The 13,947-nt window shown below is 72.7% G+C and carries 13 protein-coding genes; 6 read left to right on the top strand and 7 right to left on the bottom strand.

What is annotated here, in order from left to right; all coding sequences use genetic code 11:
* Nucleotides 1–87 precede the first annotated feature (87 nt).
* Nucleotides 88–1,086: an NADP-dependent oxidoreductase gene (locus tag ABT254_RS11825; RefSeq protein ID WP_351467216.1), complete on the top strand. Its 999-nt coding sequence runs from the start codon at nt 88–90 to the stop codon at nt 1,084–1,086.
* Between the two features lie 19 nt (nt 1,087–1,105).
* On the opposite strand, the gene uppS is transcribed toward ABT254_RS11825, so the two are convergent.
* The 3 genes from uppS to ABT254_RS11810 are packed head-to-tail and all read right to left on the bottom strand — an operon-like array spanning nt 1,106 to nt 3,949.
* The gene (uppS, locus tag ABT254_RS11820; protein ID WP_351467213.1) at nt 1,106–2,989 is read right to left on the bottom strand and encodes a polyprenyl diphosphate synthase; all 1,884 of its coding nucleotides are present in this window, start codon (nt 2,987–2,989) and stop codon (nt 1,106–1,108) included.
* Nucleotide 2,990: 1 nt separating this feature from the next.
* Nucleotides 2,991–3,380, bottom strand: a complete 390-nt coding sequence (locus tag ABT254_RS11815; protein WP_351467210.1) for a DUF6114 domain-containing protein — start codon at nt 3,378–3,380, stop codon at nt 2,991–2,993.
* Nucleotides 3,377–3,949 carry a DUF6230 family protein gene (locus ABT254_RS11810; RefSeq protein WP_351467207.1) on the bottom strand — a complete coding sequence of 191 codons (573 nt, stop codon included), beginning with the start codon at nt 3,947–3,949 and terminating at the stop codon, nt 3,377–3,379. Before ABT254_RS11810 ends, ABT254_RS11815 begins: the two co-directional genes overlap by 4 nt.
* Nucleotides 3,950–4,133: 184 nt before the next feature.
* Between ABT254_RS11810 and ABT254_RS11805 the strand changes: the two genes are divergently transcribed.
* Entirely contained in the window at nt 4,134–5,006 is an 873-nt protein-coding gene (locus tag ABT254_RS11805) for an SDR family NAD(P)-dependent oxidoreductase (RefSeq protein ID WP_351467204.1), read from the top strand.
* A complete protein-coding gene (locus ABT254_RS11800) occupies nt 5,003–5,674 on the top strand; it encodes an acetoacetate decarboxylase family protein (protein ID WP_351467201.1) in 672 nt (223 codons plus the stop codon). The genes ABT254_RS11805 and ABT254_RS11800 overlap by 4 nt, the downstream gene beginning before the upstream one ends.
* Here the strand turns inward: ABT254_RS11800 and ABT254_RS11795 are convergent.
* A complete protein-coding gene (locus ABT254_RS11795) occupies nt 5,652–6,812 on the bottom strand; it encodes a magnesium and cobalt transport protein CorA (protein WP_351467199.1) in 1,161 nt (386 codons plus the stop codon). The two genes, ABT254_RS11800 and ABT254_RS11795, sit on opposite strands and share 23 nt — an antisense overlap.
* A gap of 145 nt (nt 6,813–6,957) precedes the next feature.
* On the opposite strand from ABT254_RS11795, the gene ABT254_RS11790 reads away from it, so the two are divergent.
* Nucleotides 6,958–8,070 carry a winged helix DNA-binding domain-containing protein gene (locus ABT254_RS11790; protein ID WP_351467196.1) on the top strand — a complete coding sequence of 371 codons (1,113 nt, stop codon included), beginning with the start codon at nt 6,958–6,960 and terminating at the stop codon, nt 8,068–8,070.
* 3 nt (nt 8,071–8,073) lie between these two features.
* Here ABT254_RS11790 and ABT254_RS11785 read toward each other — a convergent pair whose 3' ends face one another.
* Nucleotides 8,074–8,721 carry a LysE family translocator gene (locus ABT254_RS11785; protein WP_351467194.1) on the bottom strand — a complete coding sequence of 216 codons (648 nt, stop codon included), beginning with the start codon at nt 8,719–8,721 and terminating at the stop codon, nt 8,074–8,076.
* A 78-nt stretch (nt 8,722–8,799) separates the two neighbouring features.
* Between ABT254_RS11785 and ABT254_RS11780 the strand changes: the two genes are divergently transcribed.
* A complete protein-coding gene (locus ABT254_RS11780; RefSeq protein ID WP_351467191.1) occupies nt 8,800–9,666 on the top strand; it encodes a LysR family transcriptional regulator in 867 nt (288 codons plus the stop codon).
* Nucleotides 9,667–9,781: 115 nt separating this feature from the next.
* On the top strand, nt 9,782–9,964 hold the full coding sequence (dmpI, locus tag ABT254_RS11775) for a 4-oxalocrotonate tautomerase DmpI (protein WP_351467188.1): 183 nt from the start codon (nt 9,782–9,784) through the stop codon (nt 9,962–9,964).
* 120 nt (nt 9,965–10,084) lie between these two features.
* On the opposite strand, the gene ABT254_RS11770 is transcribed toward dmpI, so the two are convergent.
* Both ABT254_RS11770 and ABT254_RS11765 read right to left on the bottom strand, forming a co-directional pair.
* Nucleotides 10,085–10,876, bottom strand: a complete 792-nt coding sequence (locus ABT254_RS11770; protein ID WP_351467185.1) for a S1 family peptidase — start codon at nt 10,874–10,876, stop codon at nt 10,085–10,087.
* Between the two features lie 205 nt (nt 10,877–11,081).
* Nucleotides 11,082–13,889, bottom strand: a complete 2,808-nt coding sequence (locus tag ABT254_RS11765) for an ATP-binding protein (RefSeq protein ID WP_351467182.1) — start codon at nt 13,887–13,889, stop codon at nt 11,082–11,084.
* Nucleotides 13,890–13,947: the final 58 nt, after the last annotated feature.

The raw sequence follows: 13,947 nt of genomic DNA, 5'->3' as shown, positions 1-13,947 counted from the left end.
CAAGGTATGAGAACTGCTCATGGAACGGGGCGTCGCATGAGCCCAACCGGCTGCCCACCGGGCGCATTCCCGCCCTACGGTCCGGTCATGAACGAGACCGCGCTCACCGTGCACCAGACCGCCCGCCCGCACGGCTTCCCCACCGCCGACCACTTTGCCTTCGTCGAGTCCACGCTTCCCGAACCCGCTGTCGGCAGCGCGCTGGTGGAGAACCTCCACTGGTCCGTCGACCCCTACCACCGGGAGATGATGGACGACGTGCCCGGCGGCTTCGCGCTCCACACACCACTGGAGGGCCGCACCATCGGGCGGGTCGTCGCCTCCCGCACGCCCAGGCTGGCCGAGGGCGAGTTCGTGTTCCACCGGCAGGGCTGGCGCACCCACGCGGTGGTCACGCCGGAGGAGATCCGGCGGCTGCCCCGCTTCGACGGCGTACCCCTGACCGCGTACCTGAGCATCCTCGGTGGCACCGGCCTGACCGCCTATGTGGGCCTGACCCGGATCGCCCGGCTGAAGGAGGGCGAGGACCTGTTCGTGTCGGCCGCGGCGGGCGGGGTCGGCACCGCGACCGGCCGGTTCGCGCGTCTGCTAGGCGCCGGCCGGCTCGTGGGCAGCGCGGGCTCGGCCGCGAAGGCCGACCACCTCATGCGGGAGGTCGGCTACGACGCGGTCTTCGACCACCACGACGGCCCCGCCGCCGATCTGCTCGCCAAGGCCGCACCGGACGGCATCGACGTCTTCGTCGACAACGTCGGCGGTGAGCAACTGGCGGCGGCCGTCGGGGCGTTGCGCGAGTTCGGGCGCATCGTCCGCATCGGCACGATCAGCCAGTACAACACCCCCGACGCGCCGCCGCCGCGCTTCAACCACGCGGACCTCGTGGAGAAGAGCCTGCGCATGGAGGGCTTCCTGGTCAGCAACTACCGCGATCTGCAGGAGGAGTTGTACCAGTTCGCCGTACCGCATCTGCAGAGCGGCCGGCTCGCTGCGGACGAGACGGTGGTCGACGGGTTCGAGCACATCGTGGACGCGTTCCTGGGGATGCTGCGGGGCCGGAACACCGGCAAGATCATCGTGCGGCGGTAGACCGGTTAGGGGGAGCGGCTCACGCGGGCGCCGGTGCGGGGGCGGGGACGCGAGGGACGGCGCCGTAGCGGCGGGTGCGGTGTGCGTACTGTTCGATCGCCCGCCACAGGTCGCGGCGGTCCGTGTCGGGCCAGCAGGTGTCGAGGAAGAGCAGTTCGGCGTAGGTGGCCTGCCAGGGCAGGAAGTTGGAGGTGCGCTGGTCTCCGCCGGTACGCAGGAGCAGGTCGACGTCGGGTAGTTCGGGGACGTGCAGACAGCGGGCGAAGGAGTGCTCGGAGACCGAGGCCGGGTCGATGCGTCCGGCGGCGGCCTCACGGGCGAGTTGCGCCGCGGCGGCGGTGATCTCGGCGCGGCCGCCGTAGTTCACACACGCTGTCACGGTCAGCCCGTTGCAGTCGCGGGTCGCCCGCTCGGCCTCGACGAGGGTGTCGACGACCTCTGCGGGCAGCCGGGACCGCTGCCCGGCCCAGCGCAGGCGCACGTTCAGCCCGCGACTGTCGTCCAACAGCCGGCGCAGCAACTGCGGGATCTCGTGCATCAGCGAGTGCAGTTCATCGGCGGGGCGCTTCCAGTTCTCGGTGGAGAACATGTACACGCTCAGGTACTCGAGGCCGATTTCCAGGGCGCCGTGCACCACGTCGATCAGGGCGTCGGCGCCGGCCCGGTGGCCGTCGGTCCGGGGCAGGCCGCGGGCCGTGGCCCAGCGGCCGTTGCCGTCCATCACGATCGCGACGTGGCGTGGCATCGCATCGGTGGGCACCTCGGGTGGGCGGGCGCCGGACGGGTGAGGCGTCGGTGCGGTGACCGGCTGCCTTGGGGCTTCGCATGGTCTCGTCCCTTCGGCGGGACGACCCGTGGCCGGGCCGGTCGGCGGTGGCGCGGGGGCGGTCGCCGAGCCGGTCACGACGGTGAAGGGGAAGAGGGTGCAGGCCAGCGCGGCGCGTGCGCGGGCCAGCGGCAGCAGCCGCAGACGGGCGGGCCGGGGCAGGGCGGGCCTGCGGTGCAGCAGTCCGGCGGGATCGCCGGCGAGGGTGGCCAGCCGTAGGCGGTACAGGTCGGTGTAGGTGCCGAGTGCGATGCCTACGGCCGGGTGCAGCACCGGCGGGACAGGGGTGCGGTCGAACCAGCCGCGGGCCCGGTCCGTCAGATCGCGCACCATGCGTTCGTAGGCCGGGGTGCTGCGCCGCTTCAGCAGGTCCGCGCGCCGGACGCCGGCCTCGTCCAGGGCCTCCTGGGGCAGCGGAACATGGCCGCGGTCGAGGTCGTCGGCGAGGTCGACGAGCGCGTCGGTGAGATAGACGGCCTCGACGGCGGTCTGCCAGGCCGCGGCCGCTCCGGGTACGGCGGTGGCGAGGGCCTCGGGTTCGGCGGGCAGGCCCGCGGCCCGCAGCAGCAACGAGCCGGTCCGCAGCACGAGCGGGGTGTTGATCAGCGCGTTGTAACGCCTCCATTCCCCCCAGGTGGCGAAGTGCCGGCCGTGGACGTCCTGGCGCAGTTCCTCGAACAGGGTGTGCAGGAACTCCGGCGGCAGGCTCCAGCTCAGCATGGTGTCGATTAGGGCGAGCCGGACCGGGTCGGAGCCGGCGCCCGCCCGCAGGTCCGCGTCGAACGCCGCGATCCATGCCTCCAGCCGCTCGGCCCGCCCCACGCCGGTGGCAGCCTCGCCGGCCCCGCTGCCGCCCGTGTCGACCAGGTCGTCGACGGCTCTCACGGCGCCGTACAGCGCCCAGACGGCGAGCCGCAGCGGCGGGGGCAACAGCAGCGAGACGGCGTACTCGATCTCCCCGGTGGAGCGGGTGGCGCGCCGGCACATGTCGTACCCGTGGCGCAGGGCGGGATCGACCACACCGCCGCGGCGGTAGACGGACCCCCAACGGGCGCGCGGCATGGCGGACCGGCTCATCTCACGCCTCCTCTTCGGCGGCGGCGGGCTGCTGCGGGACCCAGGCCAGGGCCAGGGCGCTGCCCACGGCGGTGAGCAGGAAGCCGAGCAGGAGCCCGCCGAGGTTGGCGGCCATCAGGCTGACCAGGGACAGGGCGGCGGAGAGAACTCCGGCGAAGTAGCGCAGGGGCGGGTTCTGCCAGGTCGTCAGCCCGGCCACGGCGAACAACGCACCCAAGGTCCACGACGCGGCGCCCGCGGTGCCGGTGAACCGCAGGAACCCCAGACCGCTCCAGGAGACGCAGATCATCTCCAGCCCGCCCAGAACCAGCAACAGCCCGGCGGCGAACGGGCGGCTGCCTCGCCACTCCCGCCACCGCGACCAGCCATCGGTGACGACCGCGGCGGTCACCGGTGCCCCTCCCGCGCGCAGCCGCCCTCGCCCTGGTGGAGGTCGATGGTGACTCCGCTGGCTGTGATCGTCCCGGCGGTGAAGGCCCGTGGCTCGGTGCTGACTTCGCGGCCGCTGACCTTGCTCGCGCCGATGCTGAACAGACCCGTGGGCCGGGTCACGGACACCTGCGGGGTGCTGAACTCGGCGCCGGAGACGGACACGGATCGCGCGGTGGCTCGGCCCGCCTCCACCGTCAGCCCCGTGGCGGAGGCCCGGTCGATGTGGACGACCGCCGTCACTGCCCCGACGAGGGGCAGTTGAGCGGTGGACGTGACGCAGGCGTCGTCCACGCGAGCGCGTTCCATGCGTGTCGCCAGTGCCGGCAGCAGTCCTCCCCGGCCGGATCCCGCCGGGGAGGCCGTCAGGCCGGACCCGGAGACCCGCGCGGCGTGCACGGTGACCGGTACCTGGCCCGCGAAGGCCATCGATACGGCACCTTGCGCGCTTCCGGCCAGCAGGGCGGTGCCGCCGATGGACAAGGGCGCGAGAGCCAGGGCGAATCGGAGCTTGCTCGTGCGCCCCGTCATTCTGGTCGGACGATCGACATTTCTGATCACGTCCTGACCCAACGATCATGGCGCGACCAGGTGGCGCCCATCGGATTGATCGGACCATCACACGGGATGCGGTTTCGTCGTCCTCGCCACCACGCTGGGCCGTCTTTCCCACTCTCCTGCGGTGACGGACCGGGACCGGCGTCGTTGGAGGGACGTGCAGGGAGGCAAGGACAACCGGCGCGCGCCGCGCAAGGACGACACCGTCACCGGTCCGTCACCGGTCGCCGTCGTCACCGGAGCGGCACGGGGGGTGGGGCATGCCATCGCCGGACGGCTCGCCCGCGACGGCTACCGGCTCGTGCTGGGCGACGTCGACGGACAACGGCTGCACCGAGCCGCGGCCGGACTCGGCCGAGAACATGCCCTGATGGAGGTGGACATCGCCCGTGGGGAAGCGGCGGAGCAACTCGCCGGAGCCGCCGAGGCCCACTTCGGGCGGCTCGATGTGTGGGTGAACAATGCCGGGGTCGTGCCCCTGGGGCGACTGGACGATCAGGAGGCCGGTCTGCTGGCCCATGCCTGCCAGGTCAACCTCACCGGAACCGTGCACGGTTGCCGCGCCGCCGCGCTGCGGATGCGCCCCCGGGGCGGCGGGCACATCGTGAACATCGCCAGCGTGCTCGCCGTCAAGCCACTGCCCGGCTTCGCGGCCTACAGCGCGACCAAGGCCGGCGTGCTGGCCCTTTCCCGGAGCCTGCACCGCGAACTGCGCCTCGACGGCATACACGTCACCGCAATCCTGCCGTACATGGTCCACACCGCTGCCGCAGCCGGTATCCGCCCCTGCGTTCTGCCCGCGCTGAGGCCCGAGCAGGTGGCCGACGCGGTCGCCGGCGTCCTTCGACGGCCTCGCCGGCAGGTGTTCGTACCGCGCGCGGCCCGGCTGCTGTCGCTCACCGCGCTGCTGCCGCACCGGGCCGGCGACATGATCGACGCGCTCCTCGGCACGGACGCCATCGCCCAGGCCGCGGACGCAGCCGTCCGCGGCCCGTACGAGGCCGAACTCCGAGACCGGGCGACGACATGACGCCGGCAGCGCACGGCATTCCCCCCTCCCCGTGGCACCTGACCGGCGACATGATCAGCTCGGTGTGGCAGGTCCCCCAGGCCGAGCTGCCGTCCTGGCCGCTCCCGAGCGGGGTCCGGCCGTGGGTGGCCCGCAAGCGCTGCACGCTGGTCACCTTCTGGGTCGACTACCAGCCGGGCGGCGTCCTCACCTACCGCGAATTCCTCGTCGCCCTGGCCGTCCGGCACCGAGGCCGCCTGGCCGCCAGCACGGTCGCCGCCTGGGTCGACAGCGAGCAGGCGCTGGTCGGCGGACGCACCCTGTGGGGAATCCCCAAACAACTGGGCACCATCACTCTGGAGCAGGACGCGGACAGCACCCGCTCCGAACTGACCGGCACCGGGAGCACGGCTGCGGTACGTGCCGTGCACCGTGACATGCTCCGTCTGCCCTTTCGCCTGCCGGCCCGCGCCCATCTGGTCCAGGAGTTGCCCGACGGAACCACATGCCGTGTCCCCTTGCGCCTACAGGGCCGGCCGGCGCTGGGCCGCACCCGGGTGGAGGCCGCGCCGGCCCCCGCCCTGTCCTTCCTCACCCACCGCCGCCCCGTACTGTCGCTGGCCATCCGGGGCTTTCACGGCTGGGTCGGGTCCTCGGAAGCCCAGCTCAGAGCCAGTCCCGGCGCTTGAAGATGACGTACAAACCGGTACAGACAGCGGCCATCAGGGCGATCGCGAAGGGGTATCCGAACACCCAGTGCAACTCCGGCATGTGCGTGAAGTTCATGCCGTAGATCGTCCCGACCAGCGTCGGAGCGAACAGGATGGCCGCCCAGGACGAGATCCGCTTGATCTCCTCGTTCTGTTCGAAGCCCGCCTCCGCCAGGGCCCGCATCTCCGCGTTCTGCTGCTGGGTGACCAGCGTCGCGTTCACCGTGAGGATGTCGGTGAGGGCCTGGCGGAAGCCGTCGACGCGTTCGCTGGTGTGGGTGACGTGGTCGGCCACGTCCCGGAGGTAGCGCTGGAGTTCTTCGTCCGTGCCGTATTTGGAGAACCCGGCGATCAGGCCGTGCAGCATGCCGACCAGGGGCCGGGTGGCGCGCTGGAACTCGACCATTTCGCGGGAGAGTTCGTAGATGCGGCGGGAGACCTCCGGGTCGCCGCGGAAGACCTCGGTCTCGATCTCGTCGATGTCGTTCTGGACGCCCGCCACCACCGGGGCGTAACCGTCGACGACCGCGTCGAGTATGGCGTACAGGACGGCCTCCGGGCCCAGCTTCAGCAGCTCCGGCGACTCCTCCATGCGGCGGCGGACCGCGGAGAGGTCGGGGGCGGCGCCGTGGCGGACCGTGATGACGAAGTCGGGTCCCACGAACACATGCAGCTCGCCGAAGTCGACCTCCTCCGGGGCGTCGAGATACCGGGCCGCCCGCAGCACGACGAAGAGCGTGTCGCCGTAGCGTTCCAGCTTGGGGCGCTGGTGGGCCTCCATCGCGTCCTCGACCGACAGCGGGTGCAGGTCGAACTCGGCGGCCAGGGAGAGGAGTTCGCCCTCGGTGGGGCGGGCGAGGCCGATCCAGGCCATGCCGGACGGCTGGTCGCGCAGTGCGCGGAAGGTCTCGGCGAGGGTGGCCGGGGCGGAGACACGGACGCCGTCGCGGTACAGCGCCGCCTGGACGACGCTGGCCACCTCCGGCGACGACGGGGGTGCCGGATCGGCGGGCTCCGGGGTGCCGGCCGGCGCCGGCGGCTGCGGTGGGGTCGGCGCGCGGCGCCAGACGGATTTCCTCGCGTCCTTGGAGACCGGACGGGCGCGTCGCTCGGACATGCGGCTGCCTCCCGGGTCGAAACCTGCGGCTGCGTGATCCCGGGCAGGATATACGGGGCAAACGGCGCCGGGGTGACCTGGGCATGCGGGATCGGACGCACGTTGCGGACAGCAGGTGTCCGCAAGCGCGGCTAGCGTGCGGGGCATGACGAAGACGACAGCGACGGCTCCTGTGCTCGGTACCCGCGCTCTCAACCGCGCGACCCTGGAACGGCAGCTGCTCCTGCGCCGGTCCACGCTCTCCGCCACGACCGCAGTCGAGCATCTCCTCGGGCTGCAGGCGCAGAACGTCAAGCCGCCGTACTACGCGCTCGCCGCCCGCCTCGCCGGCTTCACTCCCGAGGATCTTTCGCGTCCGATGGCGGACCGCGAGGTCGTCCGTATCGTCACCATGCGCTCGACCATCCACACCCACACCGCCGCCGACGCCCTCACCCTGCGTCCGCTCGTCCAGCCGGCCCGGGACCGTGAACTCACCAACTTCCGCAAGGGACTTGTGGGCGTGGACCTCGACCGGCTCGCCGCCCTCGCCCGCGAGCTCGTCGAGGCCGAGCCGCGCACCATGAAGCAGCTGCGCGAGGCCCTGCAGACCGAGTGGCCCGACGCCGACCCACAGGCCCTCGCCATCGCGGCGCGCTGCAAGCTCCCCCTCGTCCAGGTCACCCCACGCGGCCTGTGGGGCAAAAGCGGCCAGGTCGCCCTGACCACCCTGGAGCACTGGCTGGGCCGCGCCCCCGCCGCCCGCCCGGCCGCCCCGTCTCCCGACGCCACGGTGCTGCGCTATCTCGCCGCCTTCGGGCCCGCATCCGTCAAGGACATGCAGACCTGGGCGGGGCTGACCCGGCTGCGTGAGGTCTTCGAGCGGCTGCGGTCGCAGCTCGTCACCTTTCGGGACGAGAGTGGGGTCGAGCTCTTCGATCTGCCGGAGGCTCCGCGGCCCGACGCGGAGACTCCTGCGCCGCCCCGTTTCCTCCCCGAGTTCGACAACCTGCTCCTCTCCCATGCCGACCGCACCCGGGTCGTACCGGCCGAGTACTGGGGCCGCAGCTGGGCGGGAAACCAGGCCTACTGCACGTTCCTCGTCGACGGGTTCCTGGCGGGGGTGTGGAGGTCGGCGGAGGGGGCGCTCGTCATCGAGCCGTTCGGCACACTCACCAAGGCCCAGCGCGCGGACCTCGTGGAGGAAGGTGCGCGGATGCTCGACACCATGCATCCGGGGACCTCGTACGACATCAGGTTCGGGACCGTGATTCCGTAGGCCTCAGTCCGCGCGGCCCGTCACCGCCACCGTCAGGCCCAGCCCGATCATCGCGAAGCCGCCCGCGCCGCCGATCATCGACAGACGGCGGTCGGAGCCGGCGAACCAGGTGCGGGCGGCCGAGGCGGTCAGGCCCCACAGGGTGTCCGTGACCAGGCCGATCGAGATCGGGATCAGGCCGAGCAGCAGCATCTGCACCGGGACGTGGCCCGCCGTGTGGTCCACGAACTGGGGGAGTACGGCGGCGAAGAAGACCACGCCCTTCGGGTTGGTCACCCCGACGAGCACCCCGTCGAGCACCGTGCGCAGATCGCCGCGCGCCGGTCCCGTCGGCTGTGTGCGGATCGCAGACGCCTTCAGCTGCCGCCGGTGCCGGAAGGCCTGCACGCCCAGGTACACCAGGTACGCGGCCCCTGCGAGCTTCACCGCCAGGTAGATCGCCACCGAGCGCTCCACCAGCGAGCCGACCCCGATCGCGACCGCCACCACCAGCAGATACGAGCCGAACACATTGCCGACCGCCGTCGCCACCGCCGTACGGCGGCCGTGGGCGAGCGCACGGCCGATGACGAACAGGACGCTGGGGCCCGGAATCACGATCACCAGCAGGGACATCGCGGCGAAGGCGAGGAAGCGGTCCGTGGACACCATGTACACCGCTCTCCTCCGGTCGTTCCCTCGGGCGCTCATTCAAACAGCCGCCCGCCCGGCCCCTCTAGAGTCGAGCCCATGGAACTGCGGCAGCTCACCTATTTCGTGACCGTCGCCGAGGAGCTGCACTTCGGGCGGGCGGCCGAGCGGCTGCACATCGTGCAGTCCGCGGTGAGCATGCAGATACAGCGCCTGGAGCGGGAGCTGGGGGCCGAGCTGTTCGACCGGACGCCGCGCCGGGTGCGGCTCACGCCGGCGGGGGAGCGGCTGCTGCCCGAGGCGCGGGAGGTGCTGGCGGCGGCCGACCGGGCGCGCGCGGCCGTCGCCCCGCCGCCCGGCCTGAGGATCGGCACCAGTACGGGCCTGGGGACGCATCTCGACCGTGTGCTCGCCGCGTTCGCGCGCCGGGCGCCGGACGTGCCCGTCGAGCTGTTCTCGCTGCCGGTCGCCGAACGCCTCGCCGGCGTCGCGGGCGGCCGGCTGGACGCCGCTTTCGTACGAGCGGTCGAGCCGGTGCCCGGCGTACGCGTGCTGCCCCTGTGGCCCGACCCGTTGGTGGCAGCCCTTCCCGCCACGCACCCCCTCGCGGGCCGTGCGGAGATCGGCATCGAGGAGCTGGCCGAGGTCCCGCTCGCCCTCACCGGGCGCCGCAACAACCCCGCCCTGGTCGACCTGGTCGTCGGCGCCTGTCACGAGGCCGGGTTCGAGCCGCTGCCCGGACCGTCGAGCGGCTCCCTCCAGGACACCCTCGCCACCATCGGCAGCCGCCCCCTGTGGACCGTCGTGTACGCGTCCCACGCGCGCGTGCTGCACAGCCCCCGCGTCGCCTTCGTACCGTTCCGCGCGCCGGGCCTCGCCCTGTCCACGGGTCTCGCCGTGCCGGTCGGTGCCCCGCCCCCGCACCTGGACACCCTGCTGCTGGCCTGCGGCGATCACGAGAACTGATCGCTGCGGTCGCGGTCCGGTTCTTGGTCGCGGGCGCCCGGCGCGATGGACTGGACTCACCGGAAGGGGACCTGCAACAGGCCCCGACAGGCAACGTATCCAAGGGAGTTCAGTCATGCCGATCGTCACCGTCCAGCAGGGTCCCCGCGACACCGAGCTCAAGCGGGACCTCGTCAAGCGCATCACCGACGCCTTCGTGGACGCGTACCGGATCCCGGCCGAGACCGTTCAGGTGTGGATCCACGAGGTGCCGGCGGACAGCTGGGGCGCGGCGGGGAAGCTCACCGCCGACAAGTAGTGCCCCCTGCGCGACAAGCAGCGCATGGAAAGGGGGCGCTGCGAGCTGCTCGTGGTAGCCCGCAACGCCCCCTTGTCTCTCACCTGAGGGGTGCTCAGGAGATCTTCTGGAGCACTCTTCCTACGAGTTGACCTGTGCGGTCACCAGGCTGGAGAAGGTGGTCAGCCGGGTGTAGACACCCGGGTATCCCGCCTCCGCACAGCCGTTGCCCCAAGAAGTGATCCCTGCCAGGACGCCCCCGATGAGCAGGGGACCGCCGCTGTCGCCCTGGCAGGTGTCTACGCCACCGGATGTGTATCCGGCGCAAACCATGTCGGTCTGGACGAACTCAGACCCGTACGAGCTCTTGCAGCTGGAGTCCGCCACGATCGGCACGGTCGCCGTCCGCAGCTGGTTGGAGGAGCTGCCGTTCTCCGAGGTGGTGCCCCATCCGAGGATGCGGGCGGTGGTGCCGGCCGCGTACACCGACGTGTCCGAGGACTTCACGTACGACGCCGTCGTGTACGGCATCGACGTCGCCAGCGTCAGTACCGCCACGTCGTCGCCGTTGGTGGCGTCCGTGTAGTCCGGGTTGATCCAGATCCTGCTGACCTTGCTGACCGTGCCGTTGGTGCCGTTCAGATAGGTGCGTCCGCCGACGACTCTGACGCTGCTCGTCGTCTCCCCGACCATGCAGTGAGCGGCGGTGATCACCTTGGTGGCCGAGACGAGGGTGCCGCCGCAGAACTGGTTCTGCGAGGCGTCCGTGATCTGCATGACGAACGGGTAGGCCGTGGTCGTGGTCGTGGTGCCGCCCACGATGGGCTGGGGCGCGGCTGCCGCGGAAGGCGCGCCGAGCAGTGCGGTGGCGGCCGCTGCAGCGGTCGCCGTCAGTACCGCGGCGGTCTTCCTGGCACGGTTGGACCCGAACATGAGTCTCCTCAGTGGGGGTTGCCGGTGGGGGGTCGCGCGGGTGTGGGGGGTTGTGCACGGGGGTCGCGGGACCGACCCCCGTATGCCCGGGCGAGCGGCACGTCCTCAAGCTAGGACGCGGAACCCCCGGCTCCCAATGAGGGAACCCCCTAGGGGGTTGTGTAAGGGAAAACCCTCGGTCGGCTTCAGTTAACCTGGCGCGCCGTCACTTCGCTCGCCGTGCCGCCGCCAAACGGACGATATCCACGCGCGAACGGATCCCCAGCTTGCGGTAGACCCGGGTCAGTGTTGCCTCGACCGTCTTGACGCTGATGAACAGCCGCGCGGCGATCTCCCGGTTGGTCGCGCCCTCCATGACGAGCGCGGCGACCTGGCGTTCCATCGCGGCGAGCCCTTCCAGGCCCTCCGACGCGTCAGTGGGGGCGATCGGTTCCACCGGGTTCGCCACGGCGGCCGCCTCCACCTGACGCACCCACGGCAGCGCCCGGCAACGGCGGAACAGCCGGGCCGCCTCGTCGTACGACGAGCGCCCCGCCCGGCCGGGACGCAGCGACGCCAGCGCGAACGCGGCGCGCGCCTCCTCCAGGCCGTAGCCCAGCTTGGCGAGCCGGTCCTGCGCCGAGGCCAGCTGGGCGAGCGCGGCCTCGTGCTCCCCGCGTGCGGCCCGCACCAGTGCCTCGGCACGGTCCAGCACCGCCAGCACGCCCTCGCGTCCGAGCCGCTGGGCCTGTCCGCGCGCCACGTCGAGGAGTTGCTGCGCCTCGTCGGTCTCACCGATGCGCACGAGGGCCTCGGCGAGGTCGCCGTGCCAGCGGCCGCGCGCGGGGTCGGTGATGCCGAGCCCGTCCTCCAGGTCCCGCACCCGGCGCAGGGAGCGGACCGCGCCTTCGGCGTCCCCGGCGACCAACTGGGCGTGGCCGAGCGCGGTCAGCCCCCGGGAGATGTACATCTGGTCGCCGGCCCGCTCGGCGAGCTCCACCGCCTCGCGTCCCAGCGTCAGCGCCCGCTCCACGTCCCCGCCGGAGGCCTCCGCGAGGGAGGCGAGCACGGCGGAGGACGCCTCGCCGATCCCCGAGTCGCGGGCCAGCCGCATGCTCTCCCGGGCCAGGTCCAGAGCCCGGCCGCAGTGCCCGGAGCGCAGTTCGGTCTCGGCGAGCAGACGCACGAAGTGCACCTCGCTCTCGACCATGCCGCGCCTGCGGGCCTCGCGCAGCAGCGCGCTGACGGTGGAGCGGGCCTCCGGCAGCTGGTCGCTCATGATCAGCCAGCGGTAGCGGGTCGCGCCCGCGCCGTTGTGGTGGCAGGCCACGTCGGGGAGCTGAGGCTCCTTCAGCGCGCGCTTGATGGTTGCCGGGGCGTCCGGGTGACCCATCAGGGTCTCGGTCGTCGCCTGGAAGGCCAGCGCGAGGAGCTCGGTGCGGCGGTCGCCGGCCCGCGCCGCGAGCTCGGCGGCGTGCGCGGCCTCCTCCCGGCCGATGGCGAAGTCGCCCTCCACGACCAGTCCGCGCCAGGCCAGCTGGTAGTGGACCAGGGCGAGCAGACCCGGGTCGTCGCCGGCGTCGGCCAGCGCCTGCGGGTAGACGGTGTCGACCTCGCCGAGGGCCTGCCCGGCTGCCTCGATGACCACCATCCAGGCCCGCACCCGGTCCGCGGGCTCGGCGGCCCGGGTCAGCACGTCGCGGGCGATGTCCCGGGCGAGGTCCACCTCGCCGGCGGTGATCGCGTCCTCGGCGGCCTCCAGCCGGCGCTCGTCCGGGCCCGGCTCGCCGTCCGCCGGGGTGTGCCGGGCGGCGAGCAGCCCGAGCGAGGCGGCGACCGAGGGGGCCCCGCGGTCCCGGGCCAGGGCGGCGGCCTCGGCGAGCCGGGCCGCGGCGTCCGGGTCGGTGCCGGTGGTCGCGAGGGCGAGGTGCCGGGCGCGCTCGATCGGGTCGGAGGCCGCCGTGGACAGCGCGGCGTGCGCGGCCCGCCGCTCCTGCGCGGGCGCCTCCGCGTACAGCGCGGCCGAGATCAGCGGGTGCGCGAAGCGGACGGCGGGGCCCTCCGGCTCGGTGGCCAGCAGCCCGAGTTCGGCCGCCTGCGCGGTCTCCGCCTCGGCGTTCTCCCGGCCGGCGTCGTGCAGCAGGGCCAGGGTGGGGCGGGCGCCCACGCTGGCCACCAGCAGGGTGCGGCGGGCCTCGACGGAGAGCATGTCGAGCCGGTTCAGGACGAGGGCGCGCAGCGAGGTGGGCACCGGCAGCGGCTCGCCCGGCCGCGGCGGGGTCGGGCTCTCGGCGAGGGCGCGGCCCAGTTCGAGGGCGAAGAACGGGTTGCCCCCGCTGGTGCGGTGGATGTCCCGGACGGTGGAGCGCGGCAGGCCGGTGTAGCCGCGGTGGTCGAGCAGCGCGGACACCTGGGCACGGGAGAGCGCGCCGAGCCGCACGGCCAGGGTGTCGGGCGGGGACGCGCTGAGGTGACGGTCGTACTCCTGGCCCTCGGTGCGGACCGCGCACAGCAGTTGCACCGGGGTGTCGCCCAGGCGACGGGCGGCGAAGCCGAGGAGTTCCGCGCTCGCCGGGTCCAGCCACTGCAGATCGTCCGCCACGACGAGGACGGGGCCCTGCTCGGCGAGCGCGCGCAGCGCGGACAGGACGGCGAGGCGCAGGGCCAGGCCGTCGCGCTGGAGGGTGGACTCGCCGCGGCCGGTGAGCGCCGACTCCAGTGCCGTGCGCTGGGCGGCGGGCAGCTTGTCGTACACCTGGTCCACGACCAGGCCGAGCAGGTCGGCGAGGGCCAGGAAGGGGAGGTGGGATTCGGACTCGGTCGCCGAGCAGCGCAGCACGGTGCGGGCGGCCGTCCCGTATTCGGATGCCAAAGCCCGCAAAGCGGTCGACTTTCCTATTCCGGCGGGGCCGTGGAGCAGCACGCTGCCGCCGCGCGCGAGCTGCTCGCGCGCCGCGCTGAGCAGCTCGTCCCGGCCGATGACCAGGTCGGGGTGGCGTCTGGCAGGCTCCCTCAAGTCCCCTCGCACGGTCACCGCTCCCCTCCAAGTGTCGTGCTTCGGGCCAAATTCTAGGCAATCTCTCTTTGAAATT

This window comes from Streptomyces sp. NPDC001137 (genome assembly GCF_040298885.1).
In the GTDB taxonomy this organism is placed as follows: domain Bacteria; phylum Actinomycetota; class Actinomycetes; order Streptomycetales; family Streptomycetaceae; genus Streptomyces.
The sequence above is the reverse complement of the archived record's forward strand: the minus strand, read 5'-3'. Positions and strand labels throughout refer to the sequence as shown.